Raw genomic sequence first — 22,831 nt, 5'->3', positions numbered from 1 at the left:
ATGGACTACACGGGACTTTATGCGAAGAAATACCGTATCAATCGAAAGCTGACTGACGAGGAGAGGTCCAATCGGCTCTGTCAAGGAATATCGCTCGATATTTCACCGTTCTATAACATTTCCGTGGTCAGAATGAATTCGACGTATCTCGAATGTGTTGATCGTTGGTTTATTCATCGGGGATTTATGACGGCTATGTGTCTGTATTTTTTTTCAATAACTGCGAGCGTGATTGCAATGCCGTTGTACATGCTCTCGCCAGTGCATTTAATTCCGAAAATATCGGATTTTGGTTTCATGTTTTTTGCTCTTCCTTTTGCAGCTCCATTGTGGCTGCTCCTTCTGTGGGGGCTGCTCAAGGAATCATTTGGGTTGACGCATTTTCCAATTAGATTTAATTATCGAAATCGTATGGTGTATATTTTTAAGCCGAATGGTTCGATTTTGAAAGCGAAATGGAGTGATATATTCTTTACCCTTGGGCGTTGTGAGCGAATGGCTGGTCGGCAAAATTGGGATATTCGCGGCCATATACTCGATGCAGATGGAGAAACGGTACGAGAGACATTTGCGCTGCCCGGCGACACGATGCTAGTGAATCAGTTGAAGCACAGTTGGGAGTTCGTCCGCCGATACATGGAGGAAGGTCCGGCCTCGGTCTATCGCGACGTCTACTGGTGCCACGATATTGCGGAGCGGCGTGAAAAATACAGGGTTGGTCTCAGGTACATGTTTTTTTCGCTAAATGGTCAGCCTATCGGCCAGATATTGCTCTCTCCCGTTTTCTTTGTGGCGTCGTTGGGCCGATGGTTCGCGATGCGCACGAGCAAGATTCCGGTATGGCCTGCTGAAATTGAGGCTGCGTGCCAGGTGGATCCTTTTGATCCATATCTTCGTGATGCGTCGCGCAACCCGGAGAAAATTCCGATGGAACCGATGTGAAGGCATAGCTTCATCGAAAAAATGAGCGATCTAGCGGTCGCGACTGGGGGGTGACATGGACTACACGGGACTTTATGCGAAGAAATACCGTATCAATTGAAAGCTGACCGACGAGGAGAGGTCCAATCGGCTCTGTCAAGGAATATCGCTCGATATTTCACCGTTCTACAACATTTCCGTGGTCGGAATGAATTCGACGTATCTCGAATGTGTTGATCGCTGGTTTATTTGTAGGGGGTCGATGGTGGTCGTTTGTTTGTTTGGTTTGTCGGTGCCGATTTATTCATTTTTTATTCCGCTGTTTATGAGGGTCGGGATCGAGTTTTTTGCGTTTTTGATATTTTTTTGGGGTATCTGTTCCATATTGGATGTTGATGGTGTGGCTGCTACTAAAGGAGGCGTTTTCGTGGACGCATTTTCCGATAAGATTTAATTATGGGAATCGTCTAGTGTATGTGTTTCGTCGAAATGGAACGGTTCTGGAAGCTAAGTGGGATGATATATTCTTCACCCTCGGACGTTGTGAGCGAACGGCAGGCCGGCAGAATTGGGATATCCGCGGCCATATACTCGATGCAGATGGAGAAACGGTACGAGAGACATTCGCTTTGCCCGGCGACACGATGCTAGTGGATCAGTTGAAGCACAGTTGGGAGTTCGTCCGCCGATACATGGAGGAAGGTCCTGCCACGGTCTATCGCGACGTCTACTGGTGCCATGATATTGCCGAGCGACGTGAGAAATACAGGGTTGGTCTCAGGTACATGTTTTTTTCGCTAAATGGTCAACCTATCGGCCAGATATTACTTTCTCCCGTTTTCTTTGTGGCGTCGTTGGGCCGATGGTTCGCGATGCGCACGAGCAAGATTCCGGTATGGCCTGCTGAAATTGAGGCTGCGTGCCAGGTGGATCCTTTTGATCCATATCTTCGCGATGCGTCGCGCAACCCGGAGAAAATTCCGATGGAGCCGATGTGAAGGCATAGCTTCATCGAAATAATGAATTTCAAAGTGCCGATATGGCTGAATAATGACCAAAGGCGATTTCATGTCCCTTCCCATCGCAGTACTAGGAGACGGCACCGATCACGGAGGCCAGATCATTACGGGTTCCGCCACACACACGATTGACGGCAAGCCTATCGCACGACTTCACGATCTGGTTGATTGTCCGCAACGTTATCCGGATGGTCGTCCGCACGGAGTGAACAGGATTATCGAAGCTCATCCGACGCTGACGGTCGGTGGAATTCGTGTGGCTTTGCACGGACATCGAACCGAGTGTGGATGTGCACTAGTCAGCAATACCGTTGCGAGGATCGGATGATGGATCGTGCGAAATATCTGGGTGGCCAGAAGCAGGATGTATCGATTCCCGCCGATGCTCCAACGTTTGCCGATACCGTCGACCCCGATCGAAACCTGAAGACTTACGTCATCCCGCCGGGACAAGTGGAATCGCAGCGACTGAATGCAATCCTGGCTGCACGGAACCCGTTGCTCGAGGCATCGCGCGTCTTGCTGCGTGCGCAGGCCGACATGCCCGAAACGTTCGAATCGAAAGATGCAACCGTGTTGTTACGAACGCTTCTCGTGGAAGAGGTCCGCGCGTTCGAGAGACTATGCGAACGGGCCAATATTCGACGCGATCACATGATCGGCGCGAGCTACTGTCTGTGTACGGCACTCGACGAAGCGGTAGCGCAAACCGCATGGGGCAAGAATGGCTCATCGGCGATCGAATGGATCAATGGCGGTCTTGCAACCACTTTCCACGGAGATCTCAAGGGCGGCGACAAGGTTTATCTTCTGATTGGCCGCTTGCTGGAGGACCCGGATGAGCACCGGGACCTCCTTCAAGTGATCTACCGCGTCCTCAGTCTCGGTTTCGAAGGCCGCTATCGAGGCGTGACCGACGGCAAGCGCAAGCACGACGCGATTCGTCAGCGACTCTACAACGTGATTACGTTGCAGCGCGAGCCTGTGCCGCTGACGCTATCGCCCCACTGGCAATCGACCGCGAGTGGCAAGCGCCTGTCGGTCACCGATTTTCCGGTATGGACCACCGTAACCGTCTTGTCGGTGATCCTGCTTGGACTTTTCGGATGGTTCAAGTACGAACTGTTCAGTCGCAGCGCGGACATTCAGAAGCAGATCGCCGACATCGCCCGCATGACCCCGCCGCCGGCTCCACCACAGCAACTGCACCTCAAGCAGTTGCTCAAGGATGAAATCGCGGCCGGCACCGTCAGCGTCGACGAGGATGCCCGCCACAGCGCCGTCACGTTCCGCGGCGACGCGATGTTCAAGCCCGGCGGCGCTTCGGTTCAGGCATCGATGAATCCGCTGATTTCGAAGATCGCGGGCGAGATCGCCAAGGTGCCGGGCAAGGTAACGATCATCGGCTACACGGACAACGTGCCGATTCGCAGCCGGCATTTCGCATCGAATCAGGTGCTGTCGGAAGAACGCGCCATCCAGGTCATGCAGATGCTGCAAGCCGCGGGGGTGCCGGCGAACCGTCTCGAAGCCGTCGGCAAGGGTGATGCCGATCCGGTCGGCGACAACCGCAGTGCGCAGGGGCGTGCGCAAAACCGGCGCGTCGAGATCGACGTCGCACGATAAGCCAGATCCGTTTCCGGAATAACACATGAAGAAGTTCCAGTTCCTGTCGTTTCTGGCCTCGCGCCAGTTCCTCGCGTTCCTCGCACTGATTGTCGTCGCACTGGTGATCTGGTTCGTCGGCCCGCTTTTCGCGTTCGGCGGGCTCAAGCCGCTCGCCGGGGCCGGCATGCGCGTGCTGACGATCGCGCTGTTGCTCGCCGGCGTGCTGCTCTGGCTGGTGGGCTGGTCGACGAGCGTCGTGTTTGTCTCGTTGCTGTGTTTGCTGATCTGGTATGCGGCGCCGCTGCTCTCGTTCGGTCGCGTGGCGCCATTCGAGCCGGTGTCGGCCCGACTCACTGCGATCGCGGTGGTGGTGGCCGTTTTCGTTCTTTTCGGGATGTTCCGTCTGTGGCAGAAGATGCGCGAAGACGATGCGTTCCTGAAGAAGATGCTGCGCATGGATCGCCGCAAGGATGAATCGCTTGCTGCACCACGCTTGCGAAAAATTGAAGGGATCGTGACGAGCGCGCTCGCGCGCCTTAAATCGATGCGTACCGGCGCGCGCGGCCTTGGCAAGTTGTTCCAGGGCAAGCGCTATTTGTACGAACTACCGTGGTACATCACGCTCGGCTCACAAGGGTCCGGCAAGACGAGCGTACTGATCAACGGTGGGTTGGCGTTTCCCGTTGCCGAGCAGATGCAGCGCGCGGCCGGGACGTCTGTCGGCGACGCTGCCTCGGTCGACTGGTGGATGACCAACGACGCCGTGCTGATCGACACGACCGGCTACTACACGCGTCATGGTATGTCGACGGCCGATGACGTCAATGCACCCACCGCGGAAACTGGAAAGCCCGCAACCGGCGTTCCGGGCAAGAACGGCACCGATGCCAAGCCAGCTGTGGGGGGCGCTGAAGACGAAACGAAACGGAAAGAGGCGTCGCAATCGAAAGCCGCCGCCGTGTCAACGGCCAGCGACCACGTCGTTTCGCCAGGTCAAGGTACGGGTGACCGTCGGCACGAGGTCGATCGTGCGGAATGGTTCGGGTTTCTTAGCCTGCTGCGTCGAAACAGGCCTCGCGCGCCGATCAACGGTGCGTTGCTGACGATCGATCTTGCCACGTTGGCAGCCGCCGACCAACAGGCGCGTGTGGCCGAGGCTGCAGTGTTGCGCGCGCGGCTGGCCGAACTGAGACAGGAGCTGGGTATTCGCTTCCCTGTCTATGTAATGGTCACGAAGATGGACCGTCTGACGGGTTTTGCCGAATATTTCGGGGCGCTGACAGCCGAGGGAAGGGCGCAGGCATGGGGTTTCACGCTTCCGTATGGCAAGGAAGCGGTTGCGAAGGAAGGGCTGCGCGAGCGCTGCCACGCGGAACTTGCCGAACTCGCGCAACGGCTTGGCGGTTCGATCGACACACATCTGCAGGATGAGTACGATCCGCGTAAGCGCCGGTCGCTTGCTGCGCTACCCGAGGAGTTTTCTGCGCTGCTCGGACCGCTGCTCGACCTGATAGACCGGGTGTTTCTCGATTCACGGTACGACGATACCCAGCTCCATTCGACGTTGCGCGGCGTGTATTTCACGAGTGCGCGGCAACGGGACAGCGAGATCGTTGTGGAGCGCAGTACGGTCGTTCAACGCCTTCTGTCTACTCAGGACCACGCTCCCGTTTCGTCGGCGCGTGCCGAAGGTAACCAGGGTTTCTTCCTGCACGACCTCCTGACCCGTGTCGTGTTCCCGGAAGCGCATCTGGTGAGCCCCAACCTGCGTTGGGAATACCGCTACCGGTTTTTGCGTCTGGTCGGCCACACATTGGCGCTGCTGTTGTTCGTGTGGCTGGCAATCGGACTCCGCGCGAGCTTCGGCCACAACAGCGACTATCTCGATGCGGTTGGCCGCAAGGTGAAGGCGCTCACGGCTCGCGTCACCCAGCTCTACAAGGAACCCAAACCGGAAGCCGTGCCGGACACGCTGACCGACGCACGCTATCTGCCGACCTTCCCGGGCCTGGACCTGTCGGATCCGGATAGTACGTGGCGCTACGGTCTCTATACGCCACGGGACATCGCAATCGAAAGCCGCCATGCCTACGACGCCCTTGAGGACAACCTGCTGCTGCCGCAGATCGTTCACCGCCTGGAAGACGTCATGTCCGGTGCGATTGCCAACAAGGATCCAAAGGCCGCTTACGACGCACTGCGCGTATACCTGATGCTGTACGACAAGGCGAAGTTCAATGCCACCGACGTCAAGGCCTGGGTGCTCGACGACTGGGCGAAGACCGACAGCGCGGCGGTTTTTGGTGGACGTGCGTCGATGATCGACCACGTGCAGCAGCTTTTCTCCGGAGAGCGTGTGGTGCAGTCGCCGCTGATCCGAAACGATGCCCTGGTGCAGCAGGCGCGCGCGTTTCTCGACGGTAGCAATGCAACCGATCGCCTTTACCAGCGCGCGAAGGCGGCAATGCTCAAGGAAGCGCCCGACGAGTTTACGCTCCTGCGCGCGGTCGGCCCGCAGGCAGGCACCGTGTTCACGCGGGCGAGCGACGCGCCGTTGTCGCGCGGCGTGTCGGGGCTTTTCACGTTCGACGGTTATCGGAATCTGTTCGACAAGCGATTACCCGAATTCGTGCAGATCGCGCGAGACGACGATGCGTGGGTGATGGGACGCTCGTATCTGGCGGGTTTGTCGGATTCGGCTCAAAAAAAAACGGCTGAGATCGTGAGCAACGCGACCGGCGCGGACGATGCGTTGACCGACGCGGTCCGCCGCGAATACCTGATGGAATATGCCCAGCAGTGGGACGCGTTTCTCAACGACATCCGGACCGTGAGCGGCACGAGCCTTGCGTTCAATCTGAAGGTGCTGCGCAGCTTCGCAGCGCCTGATTCACCGCTCGTGCGGCTTGCGCGCGCAGCCGTGCACGAGACGACGCTCACGCAGCCGATGGCTGCGTCGGACGGTTCGCTGCTTCAGCGGGCCGCCGATCAGCTCAGTCAGAAGGCGGACAAGGCGTTGGGCATTCGGGTGTCGGAACGCATTGAACGCGAGCTCGTCGACAATCACTTCGCGGCGCTGCGCGAGGTCGTTACAGGGAGAGTGGATGTGCAATCTGATACGCAGCCTGTCGCCACGCAGGCGGACAAGACGGGGCTGGACGGCGTCACCAACCTGTTGAACGACTATTACACGGCGCTCACTGTTGCCGACAATGCGCTATCAAATAACAGCATGCCACCGGCGAGCGACACAGCCGCGAAACTGAAAATGACGGCCGACACGATGCCAGCGCCGTTTCGTGCCGTATTGCTGCAGCTTGCCGCTGATGGGTCGCGAGAAGTCAATCAGGGGATCGGCCAACTGCTGTCGCGCCAGATGCAGGCGGTGGTCGGCGACACATGCAGGCTGATTGTCGAGGGCAACTATCCGTTTTCACCGGACAGCAAGCGTGATGTCAGCATCGATGATTTCACCCGGGTGTTTGCGCAGGGGGGCTTGATCGATGATTTCTTCACGAAAACGCTTGCACCGTTCGTCGACACGGCCGCGAAGCCTTGGCGCTACCGGACGCTGCCGGGTGCGACCGAACCTGTGCAGGGGCCGGATCTTGATCCGTTCGAGCATGCGAAGGCAATCCGCGACGTTTTCTTCAACGATCCCGGCCACAAGCAGATGACCTGGAAGGCCGACATTCGGATTCCCGAACTCGATCCGACGATCATGAGCCTGTCGCTCGACATCGACGGACAGACGACGCTTTACCAGCATGGTCCGGTCGCGCCTTTCACGATCACGTGGCCTGGGCCGCGCGGCGGCGCCCACACGGAAATCACGGCCAGTCCGCGGATCCGGCCGGATACGTCGACGATCGCAGCGGACGGGCCGTGGGCGTTGATGCGACTGCTCCAGAAAGGTCGTGTGGCGGAGACGGCGATACCGGGCCGCACGCGCGTCGCGTTCAGTTTCGACGGTCGTCAAGCGGCACTCGACGTCGCGAGTGCCGGGAGTGTCGCGAATCCGCTGACGAGCGACGTGCTGAAGACATTCCGGTGTCCCAGCACGATGCCGGTGTTCGGTCTGCCGGATAGTGGCCCGCCGCCGGGGTTGCCGCGAGGGATGTTGCCGGCAAGCGCGGGAAGCGCTTCCCGCTGAACCGGGAGGGATCGATCGATGATTCTTTCGACAACTGATCCGCAGGGCCACGCAGGGGCCGTGGCGTCGCCACCTGTTGCTGCACGGCTGAAGGCCGCGGAGCAAGCGATCAACCCGCTGCTCGAAGCGTCGCGCGTCCTGTTGCAGGCGTTGGCCGATACGCCTGAAACGCTCGATGCCGATGCCATTGCACGGTGGCGTCGATGGCTGGTGCAGGAAGTTCGTCTCTTCACCCGGGTCTGCAATGAGCTCCAGATCCGACCCGAGCATGTCCGGTGCGCAAGCTATTGTCTGTGCTCCGCACTCGACGAGGCGGCGATGCAGGCGCCTGGGAAGGGCGAAACAACGGGCGTCGAATGGCAGGACAACAGCCTGGCGAGTGTGTTGGGGCATGATCGTCAAGGCGGCGACCGTGTGTTCCATCTGATCGACGACGCAATGCGTAATCCGCACGAGAACCTCGATCTGATTGAGGTGTACCAAAACGTACTCGATCTTGGATTTCGTGGGCGATACCGGTTTGAAGCAGGCGGTCCAGAGCGCTTGCAGGTCATTCGCGAACACGTACACGACGTGGTGACGACCGGTGGGCAGAGCGTGAGTCGCGTCAGAAAGCCGCTGAAACGTCCGCGACAGACGGTCGATCCGTGGGTACGTCCGGTGGCGGTGCGTCGGTCGCGAGCGAGGTTCGCAGGCGGTCTCGCGGTGGCGTTATTGCTGGGGGCCGGGGGCTACGCGGCGGCGAACCGTTGGGTGCGCACGAAAGAGAGGCTCCGGGCTTCGCCGCTCGATGCGCTCGCTCGAAACCTGGAGCAGCAACTTCGCGACGAGGTCGCCGCAGGGAATCTCGAATTGATCCGCGACTCCGGGCGCAATGCGTTGACGCTCCGATTCAGCGGCATGTTTGGGCCAGGCGAGGCAGCGGTGGCGCCGTGGGGCGCTTCGGTGGTGGCTTCGGCCGGCCGGGAAATCGCGGCTGTGACCGAGGGCGCAACCGTCCGTGTGGCGGGATACGCGGATAGCACACCGATCAGTTCGACACGTCAAGCATCTAACCAGGCGCTTTCCGAGGCACGCGCCCGGCATGTGGCCCAAATTCTCGTTGCGGCTGGTGTATCTGCGCCACGTATTACTGTGGAGGGAAACGGCGATATCGGTTCGCTGGCGGACAACCGTACCGCATTGGGAAGAGCAAGAAATCGTCGTGTTGAAGTGATCGTTACAGATTGACGTTTGGGTTGCGAGCGTCAATTTCGGGTTCCGGTAGGTCGGGATCATTTCGACGAATGGCGGCGTATATTCTTGTGGCCCAGTATCGGCTGAAACTATTGTGGCGGACGTAAGAAGCTAGTCGATATGGGCGAATCGCGGTTAAATGGACCGGCAGACATGCATGAAATGCATCAAGGTTGTTTCAAATGTGGTGCGTCAGATGATGATAATGCCAAGCTATCGAATGAGCGCGTTGATGCGCCTTTGTGTCACCGCATTGGCGGCGCAGGCTTTGGTAATCGGTAGCACACATGGGATGAACAATGAGATGTCGTCGAGGCAATGCGAACAGCCACTCGCGCAGCGTCTGACACGGGCTGCGCTCGCATCGCCCGACGCCGTTCTACGAGATGGTTCTCTTTACGGTGTACAACGTTGGACCGTAGAGACACGTGCCAACTATCTCGGCCTGGAATTTCCCGGATTGCTATCGTGCGCATACACGGTGAGTGCCATCTTCCGGGCTGCATGCCATCCGATCGGCAATCTTGCTTCAGTCTCGGCTGTTGATGCGGCGTTGTCTCGCTGGCCGAAGGTCACGAAGATCGAAGATCTTCAGCCCGGTGATGTGGTGTTTTGGCGACCACGACGCACTGGCATATTACGATGCCCTAACACTCATTGGCACGTTGGTATCGCTGTAGGTAGTGGCCGAACAGTCGACAACGACTGGTGGTCGGGAAAGCCGGAGAACCATTCAGTAAGCCGCTTATGCCTGACTTTCGCCTATGCGCGTCGATTACCGTAGTCGGGTGTCGGCGTTGTGCGCAGGCTGAATAGCAGATCAGGATCGTTGGCGAGCGCTACCCCGCGCACTTCCAGCAACGCGTCGACCGCTGACCGGGCATCCGGCGGCCCATCTGGCACGAATTGATCAGGGGAATCAGGGACAATCTTCACGTCGCCTTAAGTTTGCGTTTCCTAGAATCGATTTGAACGTCGCTCTTCCTGCGACGGACCGATTCGTCCAGGAGGATGCGCATGCCGAAGCACCGTGTCGCCGTAGCCCTGTTCCACGAAGCCGTCGGCACGTCGAGGCCGACAGCACAACCGCGCGAGGGCCGCCCATGATGTGGCCGAACGCGTGGCGTGTCTCGGCACTGTTCGTGCGCGAGTGGGTCGGCCGTCCGGCCGCGGTGGGCGCGTTGTGCCCGAGTTCGAGACAATTGGCGCGCGAGATGGCCGACGCGGTGCCGGACGGCGACGGACTGGTCGTCGAGCTCGGCGGCGGCACCGGTGCGATCACCGCGGCGTTGCTCGAGCGCGGCGTCGCGCCGCGGCGGCTTGTCGTGGTCGAGCGTTCGCCGGCGTTCGTCCAGCACCTGCGGCGGCGCTTTCCGGGCATCTCGATCGTGTCGGGCGACGCGCGGCAGCTCGAGCGGCTGCTGCCGCCCGATGCGCGCGTCGACGCGATCGTGTCGTGCCTGCCGCTGCGCACGCTGCCACGTCAGGACGTGACGGCCATCGTCGACCAGTGCCGTCGCGTGCTGTCGGCCGACGGCGTGATGATCCAGTTCACGTACGACCTGCGGCCGCCCGGCCGACATCCGCTCGGCGATTCGGCATTTGTTGCCTGCGGCAGCCGGATCGTGTGGGCAAACATTCCGCCTGCGCGCATCGTGACCGTGCGCAGCATCACCGCCGAACACGCGGAATGATGCCGCCGTGAGCGGGGCGCCCGGTCGTGGCACCTCGCCATCTCCTTTCGTAATCCCTTCCAAACCTTCCAATTACCATTCACATTGACGTCACATCAGGTTCCTACCATCGCCTTTCATTTCGAAAGCATCAATGGCGGGGGGAATCGGCAACATGAATCGAATCAAACTGGCGGCGCTGCTGTGTGCCGGCGCCTTTGCACTGGCCGGATGCGGCAGCGACGACGGCCCGACCAGCACGGCGCCCGGCCCCGTGCAGGCGGCGGCGCGCAACGTGATCTTCTTCCTCGGCGACGGCATGGGGATCACGACGATGACGGCTGCGCGCATCTACTCGGTCGGTGAAGACGGCGCGCTCACGATCGACACGCTGCCCGAAACCGCGTTCGTGAAGACCTATTCCAACGATGCGCAGGTGACGGACAGCGCGCCGTCGATGTCGGCGTACATGACCGGCGTCAAGACCAACAACGAAGTGATCTCGATGTCGCCCGACACGAAGGCGATCGAGCCGGCCGCGAGCCTCACCGGCAACTGTGGCGCGAACAACGGCAAATCGGCGACGACGCTGCTCGAGATCGCGAAGGCGAAGGGGCTGGCCACCGGGGTCGTGACGACCACGCGCGTCACGCACGCCACGCCCGCCGCAACCTATGCGCACGTGTGCCATCGCGACGCCGAGAACGACATCGCCGCGCAGCTCGTGCCGGGCGGCGCGGGCTACAACGGCGCGCTGGGCGACGGCGTCGACGTCGTGCTCGGCGGCGGCACGCAATTCTTCGTGCCGAAGGACGGCGGCGGCAAGCGTACCGACGGGCGCAACCTCGTCAACGAGCTGAAGGCGAAGGGCTATGCGTTCGCGCAGAACCGCGACGACCTGCTCGCCGCCGATGCGACGAAGGGCGGCAAGCTGGTCGGCCTGTTCTCGTCGAGCCACATGAGCTACGACCTCGATCGCGGCGCGACGAAGGAGCCGAGCCTCACCGACATGGCGACGCGTGCGCTCGACGTGCTGCAGAAGAACCCGAACGGCTATTTCCTGATGGTCGAAGGCGGCCGGATCGACCACGCGCTGCACGACACCAATGCGAAGCGCGCGCTGCAGGACACGGTCGCGTTCGACAACGCGATCAAGGCCACGATCGACAAGGTACGCAAGACCGATCCCGACCTGAAGAACACGCTGATCGTCGTCACGGCCGACCACGATCACACGCTGGTGCTGAACGGCTATGCGGCGCGCACCGGCAAGACCGAGGCGGGCAAGCCCGGCGTGCTGGGCGTGCTGCGCAGCTACCAGACGGGTGCGGTCGCGAAGGACGCGGACGGCGCGCCGTACACGATCATCGGCTTCGGCAACGGCGAGAACCGCGTGCAGGGCAGCCGCGCGGGCACCGCGCTCACCGATGCGGTGACGGGCGCCGATGACTATCGCCAGGAGGCGGTCGTGCGCATGGACAAGGGCAACGAGACGCACGGCGGCACCGATGTGTTCCTCGGTGCGATCGGCCGCGGCGCGGATGCGTTCCACGGCGTGATCGAGAACAACAAGGTCTTCGAGCTGGTGCGCAACGCGGTGCAGCTGTGAGCGCCGACCATACGGGTACAGGGGAATACAGGATGTCGACCATCAAGTGCATCGCGGCGGCGCTGGCCGTCGCGGGTTTCGCATGCGGCGCCGCGCAGGCCGCCGGCCAGGCGAAGAACGTGATTTTCTTTCTCGGCGACGGCATGGGGCCGACGACCGTGACGGCGAGCCGGATCTACAAGGTCGGTGAGTCGGGACAACTGACGATGGAGAAGCTGGCCCGCACCGCGCGCGTCAAGACCTTCTCGAACGACGCGCAGACGACCGACAGCGCGCCGTCGATGGCCGCGTACATGACCGGCGTGAAGATGAACAACGAAGTGCTGTCGATGTCGTCCGACACGCGCGCGGTCGCGCCGGGCAACGACGCCAACGGCAACAAGACCGTCAACAACTGCGCGGCGGGCAACGGCCAGCCGGTCGCGACGCTGCTGGAGCTGGCGAAGGCGCGCGGCAAGGCGGTCGGCGCGATCACGACGACCGAGCTCACGCACGCGACGCCGGCCGCGACCTATTCGCACATCTGCCATCGCGATGCGCAGTACGACATCGCCGCGCAGGCCGCGCCGGGCGGTGCAGGCTACAACGCGTCGCTCGGCGACGGTGTCGACGTGCTGATGGGCGGCGGCCGCAATCACTGGACGCCGTTTGATCCGGTGGCCAACAAGCGCGGCCGCGCGGACGGCCGCAACCTGCTCAACGAGATGAAGGCGAAGGGCTACACGGTCGTCGCGACCAAGGATCAACTCGCGCAGGCCGGCAACGGCAAGCTGGTCGGCCTCTTCAGTTCGACGAGCCACCTCGAGTACGAACTCGATCGTGTCGCGGGCAAGGGCGAAGGGCCGACGCAGCCGAGCCTCGCGGAGATGACGTCGAAGGCGATCGACGTGCTGTCGAAGAACTCGAACGGCTACTTCCTGATGGTCGAAGGCGGCCGGATCGATCACGCGCTGCACGGCACCAACGCGAAGCGCGCGCTGGAGGACACGGCGGCGTTCGACGAGGCGATCCGCGTCGCGCTGTCGAAGGTCGACCTGTCGAACACGCTGATCGTCGTGACGGCCGACCACGACCACACGATGACGATCAACGGCTATTCGAAGCGCGGCAACCCGATTCTCGACATCAGCCGCAATTACCGCGATGGCCAGCCGAGCAAGGACGCCGACGGCAACACCTACACGACGCTCGTGTTCGGCAACGGCGCGAACCGGCCGAACGTGCGCGCGTCGGTCGATTCGGCCACCGCGACGAACGAGGCGTATCTGCAGGAAGTCGGTGTGCGGATGGGCAGCGCGGGCTCGGAGACGCACGGCGGCGGCGACGTGATGCTGTTCGCCGACGGTGCGGATGCGAAGGCGTTCAAGGGCACGATCGACAACACGAAGGTGTTCGGTCTCGTGCGCTCGGCGTTTGGTTTCTGAATCCGTTGACTTCGTGAAGAACGGGAACGCCCGATGAAACGTCAGCTTCTCTGCGCGCTCGCTTGCGGGTGGGTTGCGCTGCCGGCCCTTGCAGCGGCCGATCTCGACGCCGTGCTGCTGCACGAGAGCCGCACGGTGTCGGCCGACGGCGTGACGCGCACGACGATGTATCGCGAACGGATGGTGCGGCGCGACGGGCACGTGTGGGTCGAACGCGTGCTGCCCGTCGCGGCGGCAGCGGGACACGGCGACGATCACGACCATGACCACGACGCGGGCGGTGTACGCGAGACCCCGCCGCGCGCCGGCGTGCAGCCGGCCGCCGCGCACGCGGGCCACAAGCATTTCAACTTCCAGGCGGCCGCGCGGCACGTGACGTACGACGGCAAGACGGCGCGCATCGAGTACGTGGACGCGGCGAACCGGACGGTCGTCGGCGTGCCGCCGGCCGAGTACGAAACCACGGGCTTCGACGGCTCGTGGGACAACGCGTACTACGTCACGCCGCCGTCGCAGTTGAAGCGGCTCGCGGTGGTGAAGCGCGGCGACGCGCCCGGTACCCGCTGGTACGAGCAGGCGGTCGATACGCCCGGTGCACGCGGCGTGAACCGGATCCTGTGGAGCGAGAAGCTGCAGGCGCCGCTGTCGGTCGAATACCGGAGCGCCGACGGCCGCGTCGTGCGCAAGCTGACGCTGACACCGGCGCCTGCCGCGCGGCGCGAGACGTTGCCGTGGCAGACGCTCGCCAGCTATACGCGCAAGGAATACGCGGACTATCTCGACTGATCGACGATTTTGACCGTTGGTACGCGGGGCTTGAGGTCAGGCCGGCCGGTATCGTCAAGCGATACGGCCGGGCCCTGGCCGGTTTTTTTCGAGGCTGACCGGCAGCCATTGCCGATGACACGCTAGAAGCGCGCACCGTCCGGCACGCGCGCTGAAGGCCGCGACGCGACCCGCTTGATGTAGCGGTCGAGCGGTGTCGCGTAGCCGCGTGCGATCGCCGCGCTCAGCGCCGCCGACAGCACCAGATACGCAATCAGCAACAGCAGCTTCGCGTCGCCATGCGTGGCCGACGGCGGCCAGAACGTGCGCAGCCCGCCGAGCACGATCAGGTGGAACAGGTACAGTTCGTAGCTCAGCTTGCCGGCGCGGCCCAACGGCGCGAGGAGGCGGCCCGGCACGTGCTCGCCGTTGACGTGCGCGCCGATCAGCAGCACGGCCGTGCCGAGCGCCATCGCGGTGACGCCGGCGACATGGCTTTCCGCGATCGGCCAGGCCAGATAGAGCACGGCCATCGCTGCCGCGACGGGCCACTGCACGAACGGTGCGGCCAGCCGCTGCCAGTTCGTGCGTTCGGCCAGCAACGCGGTGCAGCAGCCGATCGCGATCCCGTCGAACGACGCGAAGTACGCATAGAGGAACCCGCCTTCGTCGCCGGCGTGCGTGAAGCGGTACACGGGCCCGATCGCGGCGATGACCACCCAGAACGCGACCAGCCGCGCATCGCGGCGCAGCGCGATGCACAGCAGCGGAAACGACAGGTAGAACACCTCTTCGACCGACAGCGACCACAGCACGCCGAGCGCGTAGTTGACCCACCCGTATGCGCCGATCAGCACGTTCATCCAGAACGTCAGCGATGCGAGGTTCACGAGCCAGAACGACACGGCGATGCCCTCCGGCGCGTGGTTCTGGAAGATCGGCACGCCGGCCGCCGCGAGGCCGTTGACGAGCGCGAGCAGCAGGAGCAGGCACGGGACGATGCGCGCGACGCGCGACACGTAGAACGCGCGCACGTCGACCGCGCCGAGGCTGCCCCAGCGGCGCCGCGCATTCGACGTGATCAGGTAGCCGGAGATCACGAAGAACATCGTCACGCCGTAGTTGCCGTTGCGCGCCACCGCATGCACCGTGTCCCAGCCGAATATGCGCGCGAGCGACGTGTCGCGCAGCGAGTAGGGGATGTTGAAGTGATGCAGCAGCACGAGCACGATCGATACGCCGCGCAGCAGGTCGATCCGCGCGTTGCGCCAGTGTTTCAAGTGACCCTCCTTGGGGATGTGCGTCAGGCGGGCGGAAGGCGGCAGGCCGTGCGCAATGAAGGCGACGGCCGGCATCGAGGAGCGTGTGGATGGCGGCCGTTGCGGAAGCGCACAGTGTATCGACGGATGGTCGTTTGTTGACCTGTCACGGTTGACGGGACAAGTGCGCGTTTTTTACCGACTCCGGCGGCATCGGCCGGTTACGCGTTGCGGCGCACATGAAAAAGCCCGCCGGCAGGCTTGCGCTTGCGGGCGGGCAAAGACACCTCGGGCAGACCGGCGCGGGTGTCGCGTGAAGAACGGAGAACCGGGTTGCGTCAGAACTTGTGGCGCAGCGCGACGCGCACGGCCACCTGGTTCGACGTCGACGACGGCGCGTCGGTACCGGGGATGAACGCGTTGTCGAGGATCGAGTTCGTCTTGTCGCCGGCGATGTGCTGGTAAGCGGCCTGCACGTACACGTCGGTACGCTTCGACAGGTTGTAGTCGGCCATCAGCCCGGCCGAGTGGATCTTCGGCTTCGCGTTGCCGGTCGATGCGTCGTACTTCTCGAGCGACAGCACGTACTGCGCGCCGACCATGAACGCCGGCGTGATCTGGTACGAACCGTTCAGCTCGAAGTTCTGGTACTTGATCGCACTGACCGTCGCCCCCGGCGCGATGATCGCGCCCGGCGTGCCGAGGTAGCCGTTGCCGGTCGGGTTCTTGTAGTTCGAGTTCGTGTACGCGAAGCCGACCGTCGCCTGGCCGAACGTGTAGTTGATGCCCGCGCCGAACACGCGCATGCGCTCGGCGATATAGCTCGCGTCGTTCGCGGTGATCGCGCCGGCCGAGCCGTCGCCCGGATGGTTCGCCTGCAGGTACGCGGCGCCGATCAGCAGGCCGTTGTTCTGGTACTGCGCGCCGAAGCTGTACGCGCGGTTGTCCGAGAAGTTCGTGCTGTTGCTGAAGCTGTATGCGCCGCCGAACTGGAAGCCGCCGAAGTTCGGGCTCGCGTACTTCACCGTGTTGTCGAGACGGAACGAGTTGTCGGTGTTGTCGTTGTCGAACGGGTGCGCGAGCAGGTAGCCGCCCCAGTTGCCGTTGGCCGTGGTCGGCGCGAGATAGTCGACGACGGAGTCGTACTGGCGGCCGAACGTCAACGTGCCGTACTGCGTCTGGCTCAGGCCGACGTAGGCCTGGCGGCCGAACATGCGGCCGCCCTGGTTGAGCCGGCCGGTGTTCACGTCGAAGCCGTTTTCGAGCTGGAAGATCGCCTTCATGCCGCCGCCGAGATCTTCGCTGCCCTTCAGGCCCCAGCGGCTGCCCTGCGCGTAGCCGCTCGCCATCTCGTAGACGTGGCCGGTGCCGACGTTGTTCGTGTAGTTCAGGCCTTCGTCGATCACGCCGTACAGCGTGACGCTGCTTTGCGCGAATACGGGGGCTGCGAAGGTTGCCGTTACGGCAAGCGCCGTCAGGGTCTTTTTCATTGAGATCTCCGGGATATCCAGCTTGTATCGGTTGTCGTGAGCGCGTCCGGCGAGGCGCGCCCCGTCATCCGGGGCGACCCGGCGCAACGCGTGCGGCGCCGGAAACGCGCAAGGCGCGGCGGCGCGGTGAACGGCAGCGTCGGGTCGTGTCTCCTCCGATGACACCGCGCATTCTTCCCAAGCCGAAACAGAATCGAAAGCGAGTAATTTCGATGGATGGGATCGGGTTCGCCAATGGGGGCGCGAAAGGCCGTTTCGACAGTCGAAACGGGGTGCGCGGCGTCATGGTTCGAGACGGGCCGGGCAAGCGTCGCGCGAGGTTGCGACACAGCCCGTGCGGGACCGTGAGCGAGCTTGGGAAATTGGCCGGGAGGCCCGTCCGGCGGGCCTGGCAGGGTGCCAGAAGATCGATTGGCGCTGCCGATTGCAATGATCGGAATTACTCGTTTCCCTAAATAATTTGGCGGCTGAAACATGCAGGCTGACCGGACGTGACTGGATTCACGATTCGCCGGTCGCCGCGCATGCCGCGACGCACAAACAACAGATTCGATTTGGAGACGACCCACCATGCAGATTCGACGACTGAAAACGGTCCTTCTCGCCGCCGCGGCGATCCTGTCCGCGCCCGCGGCCCACGCGGCCGGCGGCGCGTGCGCCGACGGCAAGACGGTCCATTTCGCGGGCATCACGTGGGAGAGCGGGTCGTTCGCGACCGAAGTGCTGCGGCAGATCATGGAGAAGGGCTACGGCTGCAAGACGGACGTCGTGCCGGGCAGCACGGCCGCCACCGAAACGGCGCTCGCGCGCAACGACCTGCAGATCTGGGCCGAGCAATGGACGGGCCGCAGCGAGATCACCGCGAAGGCCGTGTCGTCGGGCGCCGTGAAGCTGATCGGCGACACGCTGCCGGGCGGCACGACGGAAGGCTGGTTCGTGCCCGACTACGTGGTGAAGGGCGATCCGGCGCGCAACATCAAGCCGGTCGCGCCGGGGCTCGTGTCGGTCGACGATCTGCCGAAGTACAAGCAGGTGTTCGCCGACGAGGAGGAACCGGACAAGGGCCGCTTCCTGAACTGCCCGACGGGCTGGGACTGCGAGCGCGTGAACACGCGCCTCTTGCGCGTGCTGAAGCTCGACCAGTCGTACACGAATTTCCACCCGGGCACCGGTGCGGCGCTCGACGCGGCGATCGCGTCCGCATACCAGCGCGGCGCGCCGATCGTGTTCTATTACTGGGGCCCCGCCGCGCTGATGGCGAAATACAAGTTCACCGCGCTGAAGATGCCGGCCTATAACGAAGCATGCTGGAAGACGTTGCGCGACGAGAGCAGCACGCACCAGTGCGCGTCGTCGTACATGGTGTCGCGGCTGACGGTGGGCGTGTCGAAGCCGTTCGCCGATGCGAACCCCGATCTCGTCGGCGTATTCGGCAAGGTGCGTTTCCCGATGGACTTCCTGAACCAGACGATCCTCGAGATGACCACGAAGAAGATCGACGGCGCGGCGATGGCCACGCAGTTCCTGAAGACCCGCCAGGACATGTGGAAGCAGTGGGTGCCGGCCGACGTCGCGCAGAAGATCGCCGGCAGCCTGAAGGGCGCGTAACCTGCGCGCGGCGGCGGGCCCGCGCCTGCCGCCGCCGTCACGCGCCTTCGCGGCGCGACGGAGAATCATCATGAACGGCTTCTTTCTGCACCTGTCGATCGCCGACTGGGTGAACAGCGCACTCGAGACGTTCGTCGCGCAATACGGCGACGGCTTTCATCACTTCAGCGTGCTGGTGCTGCGCTACCTGCTCGTACCGCTCGAAGGCGCGCTGCGCGTGGCGCCGCCGTGGCTCGTGCTGCTGGTCGTCGGCGCGATCGCGTGGAATGCGACGCGCCGCATCGGCCTCGGCGTGCTCTTCATGCTGCTGCTCTACGCAATCGGCTGCTTCGGCCTGTGGGACAAGCTGATGCAGACACTCGCGCTGATGCTCGTCGCGACGGTGCTGTCGGTCGCGATCGGCGTGCCGGTCGGCATCCTCGCATCGCGCAGCGCATGGCTGCGCCGGATGCTGCTGCCCGTGCTCGACGTGATGCAGACGCTGCCGAGCTTCGTGTACCTGATCCCGGTGCTGATGCTGTTCGGCCTCGGCAAGGTGCCCGCGATCCTCGCGACGATCATCTACGCGCTGCCGCCGCTGATCCGCCTGACCGATCTCGGCATCCGCCAGGTCGATCCGGACGTGACGGAAGCCGCGCGCGCATTCGGCACGACGCGCTGGCAACTGCTCGTCAACGTGCAGTTGCCGCTTGCGCGGGCGAGCATCATGGCCGGCATCAACCAGACGACGATGATGGCGCTGTCGATGGTCGTGATCGCTTCGATGATCGGTTCGCGCGGGCTCGGCGAGGACGTGCTCGCGGGCATCCAGACGCTCGACGTCGGCAAGGGCACGCAGGCCGGCCTCGCGATCGTGATTCTCGCGATCGTGATCGACCGGATCAGCCAGGGCTTCGGCCAGGAGCGCCGCGCACGGCGGCGGCTCGCGCAGCAGCGCCGGCAGAAGGGCGCGTCGCGCGTGCCGTACCGGCTGCCGCGCAAGGCGTCGTCGGCGGGCGTCGATTCGAATCAGGCGACGCAGTCGTCGCGTGCATAGGAACGGAGACAGACATGGCGACCATCGACGTCAAACATGTGTACAAGCTGTTCGGGCCGCAGGCCGCGCATGCGCGCGTGCTCGACCTGCTGCGCTCGGGCAAGCGCAAGGCCGACGTACTGGCCGAAACGGGCTGCAACGTCGGGCTCAACGACGTGAGCCTCGGCATCGAGTCGGGCGAGATCTTCGTGATCATGGGGCTGTCGGGCTCCGGGAAATCGACGCTCGTGCGGCACTTCAACCGGCTGATCGAGCCGACGGCAGGCGAGATCGTGATCGACGGCAGCGACGTGATCAAGCTCGACGCGCACGGGCTGCGCGAGCTGCGCCGCTTCAAGGTCAGCATGGTGTTCCAGAACTTCGGGCTGCTGCCGCACCAGACCGTGCTCGACAACGCCGCGTATGCGCTGCGCACGCGCGGCGAGAAGCGGCACGATGCGGCCGAGGCCGCGCGCAACTGGCTGACGAAGGTCGGGCTCGACGGCTATGGCGATCATTATCCGGACGAGCTGTCGGGCGGGATGCGGCAGCGTGTCGGGCTGGCGCGTGCGCTGGCGGCCGATACCGATGTGCTGTTGATGGACGAGGCGTTTTCCGCACTCGATCCGCTGATCCGTACCGAGATGCAGGATCAGTTGCTCGAACTGCAGGCGACGCTGTCGAAGACGATCGTGTTCATCACGCACGATCTCGACGAAGCGCTGCGCATCGGCGACCGGATCGCGATTTTGCGCGACGGCACGCTCGTGCAGGTCGGGACGCCGGACGATATCCTGTCGCGGCCGGCGGATGAGTATGTGCGGCGGTTCGTGGAGAAGCGGTCGAGTGTGAATTGACGTATTGCAGCAACATGCAAAAGGGGCGGCACGGTGTGCCGCCCCTTTTGCGTTCATGCACGCCCGGCCCGGAATCAGCCCGCGCGCGTGTCGAATTCGTAGGTACCCACGTAGTCTACCGATGCATTTTCGGGTGTCGCGACGATGTTGGGCGAGTACACGCAGATCGCGCTGTCGGCGACGAGGCTGGCAGGAACGGCATGCACCCACGCCGATTCCCCGGAAGCACCACTCAGCAGTTGCGGGACGGGAACGGGCTCGCCCGAATGAATCGCCTCGATGCATCCGGGCTCATAGTCGCGCAGGCCGATTTCCGTCATGAACGCCGAAGGACTGCCGTCCCCGTCCTCGGTGCAGCGCGCGTCGATAAACGCGCGCAAGTCAGTGAACGAGTGGAAGCGACCGCTGGAAATGAACAGGTGAACGGTAACGAGCATGAGGTGGCCTCCTCGAATGAGGTGGCCGGCGGGTAACGCCGGCACGCGCGCACGATGATACGCGTGGCGCGGGCCGGGTGCTTCAGTGGGCGACCGTCTCCTGCCGGATTGCGTGCGTGCCGGCCATGTCGCCCCGCCCCGCATCCGCCAGGATCAGATCCGCGCCTTTCTCCGCGACCATCATCGTCGGCGCGTTGATGTTGCCCGACGTGATGTTCGGGAACACCGACGCATCGACGATCCGCAGCGCCTGCAACCCGTGCACGCGCAGCGAGGCATCGACCACCGACGTCGCCGCGTCCGGACCCATCGCGCACGAGCCGCACAGGTGATAGATCGACCCCGATTGCTCACGGAAGTACCGCAGCATCGCTTCGTCCGAATCGACCTGCGGCCCCGGCGAGATTTCCTCGACGGTCATCGACTTCAGCGCCGGCGCACGCATCAGCGCACGAATCACCTTGCTGCCCTGCACGGCCTCGTCGAGATCCTTCTGCGTGGTGAGCGCGTTGATGTGGATCTTCGCGGCATCTTCCGCGCGGTTCGACGCGATCTCGATCGTGCCGCGGCTCGTCGGCCGGCACGGGTTGAACGCGATCAGGAAGCCCGAATAAGGCTCGGGCTTGATGCTCGCGCGGTCGCTCTTCGGAATCCGGTACGACAGTGGGTTGAAGTAGAGCTGGATGTTCGGCTCCGACGCTCCGTCCGTGCCGCGGAAGAAGCCGCCCGCCTGGTTCACGCTCATCGCGAGCGGGCCGCGCTTCGTCAGCAGGTAGCGCAAGCCGATCTTCATCTTGCCGATGAGCGTCCCCATCTCGTCGTTCAGCGTCGGCCGGTTCGCCTTGAAGTAGAAGCTCACGCACAGGTGGTCCTGCAGGTTGCGGCCGACGGCCGGCAGCGCATGCACGAGCGGCACGCGCTCGCGCGCGAGCAGCGACGGATCGCCGACGCCCGACAGTTGCAGCAGCTTCGGCGTATCGACCGCGCCGGCCGCGAGGATCACCTCGTGCTTGGCCACGAGCGTTTCGTCGCCGTGCTCGCCCGCGACGACCACGCCGGTCGCGCGCGTGCCGTCGAACGTCACGCGCCGCACGAGCACGCCCGAGCGCAGCGTGAGGTTCGAACGGCCCAGCGCGGGGCGCAGGTACGCGAAGCTGCTTGAGCAGCGTTCGCCGTTTTTCGTGTTCAGGTCGTAGATGCCCGCGCCTTCGAACTGCGCGCCGTTGAAATCGTCGGTGCGCGGCAGGTTCAGTTGCCCGCAACCCTTCAGGAACTCGTGGACGATCGGATGCACGTCGGCCTTCATCGACGTGATGTGGATCGGCCCGGTCGCGCCGTGATGCTGAGGATCGGTCGTGCCGGCCGCGTGGGTTTCGAGCTTGCGGAAGTACGGCAGCACGTCGTCGTACGCCCAGCCCGGATTGCCGGCATTCGCCCAGTCGTCGTAGTCGCTGCGCTGGCCGCGCACGTAGACCATCGCGTTGATCGAGCCTGATCCGCCGACCACCTTGCCGCGCGGGCAGTACAGCTTGCGGTCGGCGAGTTGCGCCTCGGGTTCGCTGTAGTACATCCAGTTGTAGCGGCGGTTGTAGTAGGTCTTCGTGAAGCCGACCGGCACCTTGAACCAGAACGATGCGTCGCGTTCGCCCGCTTCGAGCAGCAGCACCGAGTGCCGGCCCGATTCGCTCAGGCGGTTCGCCAGGATGCAGCCGGCCGAGCCTGCGCCGACGATGATGTAGTCGTAGCTCATGTCTGTC

18 protein-coding genes are annotated in these 22,831 nt (G+C 63.2%); 14 read left to right on the top strand and 4 right to left on the bottom strand.

Going from position 1 to position 22,831, the window contains the following annotated elements:
* The 11 genes from G3O06_RS00205 to G3O06_RS00155 all read left to right on the top strand — a co-directional run bounded on the left by G3O06_RS00205 (position 1) and on the right by G3O06_RS00155 (position 14,429).
* Positions 1–942, top strand: coding sequence for a DUF6708 domain-containing protein (locus tag G3O06_RS00205; RefSeq protein WP_205814474.1), 942 nt, complete (start codon positions 1–3; stop codon positions 940–942).
* Between the two features lie 368 nt (positions 943–1,310).
* The gene (locus G3O06_RS48815; protein ID WP_241019418.1) at positions 1,311–1,919 is read left to right on the top strand and encodes a DUF6708 domain-containing protein; all 609 of its coding nucleotides are present in this window, start codon (positions 1,311–1,313) and stop codon (positions 1,917–1,919) included.
* Positions 1,920–1,989: 70 nt separating this feature from the next.
* Entirely contained in the window at positions 1,990–2,268 is a 279-nt protein-coding gene (locus G3O06_RS00195; RefSeq protein ID WP_205814473.1) for a PAAR domain-containing protein, read from the top strand.
* Positions 2,265–3,566, top strand: a complete 1,302-nt coding sequence (gene tssL / locus G3O06_RS00190; protein WP_241019417.1) for a type VI secretion system protein TssL, long form — start codon at positions 2,265–2,267, stop codon at positions 3,564–3,566. Before G3O06_RS00195 ends, tssL begins: the two co-directional genes overlap by 4 nt.
* A 25-nt stretch (positions 3,567–3,591) precedes the next feature.
* Complete coding sequence (gene tssM / locus G3O06_RS00185) at positions 3,592–7,701, top strand: type VI secretion system membrane subunit TssM (protein ID WP_205814471.1); 4,110 nt, start codon at positions 3,592–3,594, stop codon at positions 7,699–7,701.
* Between the two features lie 18 nt (positions 7,702–7,719).
* Positions 7,720–8,931, top strand: a complete 1,212-nt coding sequence (gene icmH / locus G3O06_RS00180; protein WP_205814470.1) for a type IVB secretion system protein IcmH/DotU — start codon at positions 7,720–7,722, stop codon at positions 8,929–8,931.
* Positions 8,932–9,094: 163 nt separating this feature from the next.
* The gene (locus G3O06_RS00175) at positions 9,095–9,721 is read left to right on the top strand and encodes a C40 family peptidase (RefSeq protein WP_205814469.1); all 627 of its coding nucleotides are present in this window, start codon (positions 9,095–9,097) and stop codon (positions 9,719–9,721) included.
* 319 nt (positions 9,722–10,040) lie between these two features.
* Positions 10,041–10,631: a methyltransferase domain-containing protein gene (locus G3O06_RS00170; RefSeq protein WP_205814468.1), complete on the top strand. Its 591-nt coding sequence runs from the start codon at positions 10,041–10,043 to the stop codon at positions 10,629–10,631.
* 154 nt (positions 10,632–10,785) lie between these two features.
* Positions 10,786–12,219 carry an alkaline phosphatase gene (locus G3O06_RS00165; RefSeq protein WP_205814467.1) on the top strand — a complete coding sequence of 478 codons (1,434 nt, stop codon included), beginning with the start codon at positions 10,786–10,788 and terminating at the stop codon, positions 12,217–12,219.
* A gap of 32 nt (positions 12,220–12,251) precedes the next feature.
* Positions 12,252–13,643: an alkaline phosphatase gene (locus G3O06_RS00160; RefSeq protein WP_174914176.1), complete on the top strand. Its 1,392-nt coding sequence runs from the start codon at positions 12,252–12,254 to the stop codon at positions 13,641–13,643.
* Between the two features lie 33 nt (positions 13,644–13,676).
* Entirely contained in the window at positions 13,677–14,429 is a 753-nt protein-coding gene (locus G3O06_RS00155) for a hypothetical protein (protein WP_205814466.1), read from the top strand.
* Between the two features lie 122 nt (positions 14,430–14,551).
* Here the strand turns inward: G3O06_RS00155 and G3O06_RS00150 are convergent, their stop codons facing one another.
* Entirely contained in the window at positions 14,552–15,688 is a 1,137-nt protein-coding gene (locus G3O06_RS00150) for an acyltransferase (protein WP_205814465.1), read from the bottom strand.
* A 317-nt stretch (positions 15,689–16,005) separates the two neighbouring features.
* The gene (locus G3O06_RS00145; RefSeq protein WP_174914170.1) at positions 16,006–17,157 is read right to left on the bottom strand and encodes a porin; all 1,152 of its coding nucleotides are present in this window, start codon (positions 17,155–17,157) and stop codon (positions 16,006–16,008) included.
* A gap of 570 nt (positions 17,158–17,727) precedes the next feature.
* Between G3O06_RS00145 and G3O06_RS00140 the strand changes: the two genes are divergently transcribed.
* The 3 genes from G3O06_RS00140 to G3O06_RS00130 all read left to right on the top strand — a co-directional run bounded on the left by G3O06_RS00140 (position 17,728) and on the right by G3O06_RS00130 (position 20,637).
* Positions 17,728–18,765, top strand: coding sequence for an ABC transporter substrate-binding protein (locus G3O06_RS00140; RefSeq protein WP_011356435.1), 1,038 nt, complete (start codon positions 17,728–17,730; stop codon positions 18,763–18,765).
* 70 nt (positions 18,766–18,835) lie between these two features.
* Positions 18,836–19,801, top strand: a complete 966-nt coding sequence (locus G3O06_RS00135) for a proline/glycine betaine ABC transporter permease (protein ID WP_174914165.1) — start codon at positions 18,836–18,838, stop codon at positions 19,799–19,801.
* 14 nt (positions 19,802–19,815) lie between these two features.
* The gene (locus tag G3O06_RS00130; RefSeq protein ID WP_122948640.1) at positions 19,816–20,637 is read left to right on the top strand and encodes a betaine/proline/choline family ABC transporter ATP-binding protein; all 822 of its coding nucleotides are present in this window, start codon (positions 19,816–19,818) and stop codon (positions 20,635–20,637) included.
* A 74-nt stretch (positions 20,638–20,711) separates the two neighbouring features.
* On the opposite strand, the gene G3O06_RS00125 is transcribed toward G3O06_RS00130, so the two are convergent.
* The gene (locus G3O06_RS00125; RefSeq protein ID WP_205814464.1) at positions 20,712–21,074 is read right to left on the bottom strand and encodes an immunity 22 family protein; all 363 of its coding nucleotides are present in this window, start codon (positions 21,072–21,074) and stop codon (positions 20,712–20,714) included.
* Positions 21,075–21,156: 82 nt separating this feature from the next.
* Positions 21,157–22,824: a GMC family oxidoreductase N-terminal domain-containing protein gene (locus tag G3O06_RS00120; protein ID WP_205814463.1), complete on the bottom strand. Its 1,668-nt coding sequence runs from the start codon at positions 22,822–22,824 to the stop codon at positions 21,157–21,159.
* Positions 22,825–22,831: the final 7 nt, after the last annotated feature.

It is taken from the genome of Burkholderia sp. Ac-20345 (assembly GCF_017104825.1).
In the GTDB taxonomy this organism is placed as follows: Bacteria; Pseudomonadota; Gammaproteobacteria; order Burkholderiales; family Burkholderiaceae; genus Burkholderia; species Burkholderia lata_B.
This window is presented reverse-complemented; position numbering and strand designations above follow the sequence as displayed.

What these genes read in the sequence shown, in the direction of transcription:
- G3O06_RS00170 (WP_205814468.1), top strand. Translation starts at nt 10,041, where the DNA reads ATGATGTGGCCGAACGCGTGGCGTGTCTCGGCACTGTTCGTGCGCGAG.
- icmH (WP_205814470.1), top strand. Translation starts at nt 7,720, where the DNA reads ATGATTCTTTCGACAACTGATCCGCAGGGCCACGCAGGGGCCGTGGCG.
- G3O06_RS00130 (WP_122948640.1), top strand. Translation starts at nt 19,816, where the DNA reads ATGGCGACCATCGACGTCAAACATGTGTACAAGCTGTTCGGGCCGCAG.
- G3O06_RS00140 (WP_011356435.1), top strand. Translation starts at nt 17,728, where the DNA reads ATGCAGATTCGACGACTGAAAACGGTCCTTCTCGCCGCCGCGGCGATC.
- G3O06_RS00155 (WP_205814466.1), top strand. Translation starts at nt 13,677, where the DNA reads ATGAAACGTCAGCTTCTCTGCGCGCTCGCTTGCGGGTGGGTTGCGCTG.
- G3O06_RS00205 (WP_205814474.1), top strand. Translation starts at nt 1, where the DNA reads ATGGACTACACGGGACTTTATGCGAAGAAATACCGTATCAATCGAAAG.
- G3O06_RS00160 (WP_174914176.1), top strand. Translation starts at nt 12,252, where the DNA reads ATGTCGACCATCAAGTGCATCGCGGCGGCGCTGGCCGTCGCGGGTTTC.
- tssL (WP_241019417.1), top strand. Translation starts at nt 2,265, where the DNA reads ATGATGGATCGTGCGAAATATCTGGGTGGCCAGAAGCAGGATGTATCG.
- G3O06_RS00120 (WP_205814463.1), bottom strand. Translation starts at nt 22,824, where the DNA reads ATGAGCTACGACTACATCATCGTCGGCGCAGGCTCGGCCGGCTGCATC.
- G3O06_RS00195 (WP_205814473.1), top strand. Translation starts at nt 1,990, where the DNA reads ATGTCCCTTCCCATCGCAGTACTAGGAGACGGCACCGATCACGGAGGC.
- G3O06_RS00145 (WP_174914170.1), bottom strand. Translation starts at nt 17,157, where the DNA reads ATGAAAAAGACCCTGACGGCGCTTGCCGTAACGGCAACCTTCGCAGCC.
- G3O06_RS00125 (WP_205814464.1), bottom strand. Translation starts at nt 21,074, where the DNA reads ATGCTCGTTACCGTTCACCTGTTCATTTCCAGCGGTCGCTTCCACTCG.
- G3O06_RS00175 (WP_205814469.1), top strand. Translation starts at nt 9,095, where the DNA reads ATGAAATGCATCAAGGTTGTTTCAAATGTGGTGCGTCAGATGATGATA.
- tssM (WP_205814471.1), top strand. Translation starts at nt 3,592, where the DNA reads ATGAAGAAGTTCCAGTTCCTGTCGTTTCTGGCCTCGCGCCAGTTCCTC.
- G3O06_RS00165 (WP_205814467.1), top strand. Translation starts at nt 10,786, where the DNA reads ATGAATCGAATCAAACTGGCGGCGCTGCTGTGTGCCGGCGCCTTTGCA.
- G3O06_RS00135 (WP_174914165.1), top strand. Translation starts at nt 18,836, where the DNA reads ATGAACGGCTTCTTTCTGCACCTGTCGATCGCCGACTGGGTGAACAGC.
- G3O06_RS48815 (WP_241019418.1), top strand. Translation starts at nt 1,311, where the DNA reads ATGTTGATGGTGTGGCTGCTACTAAAGGAGGCGTTTTCGTGGACGCAT.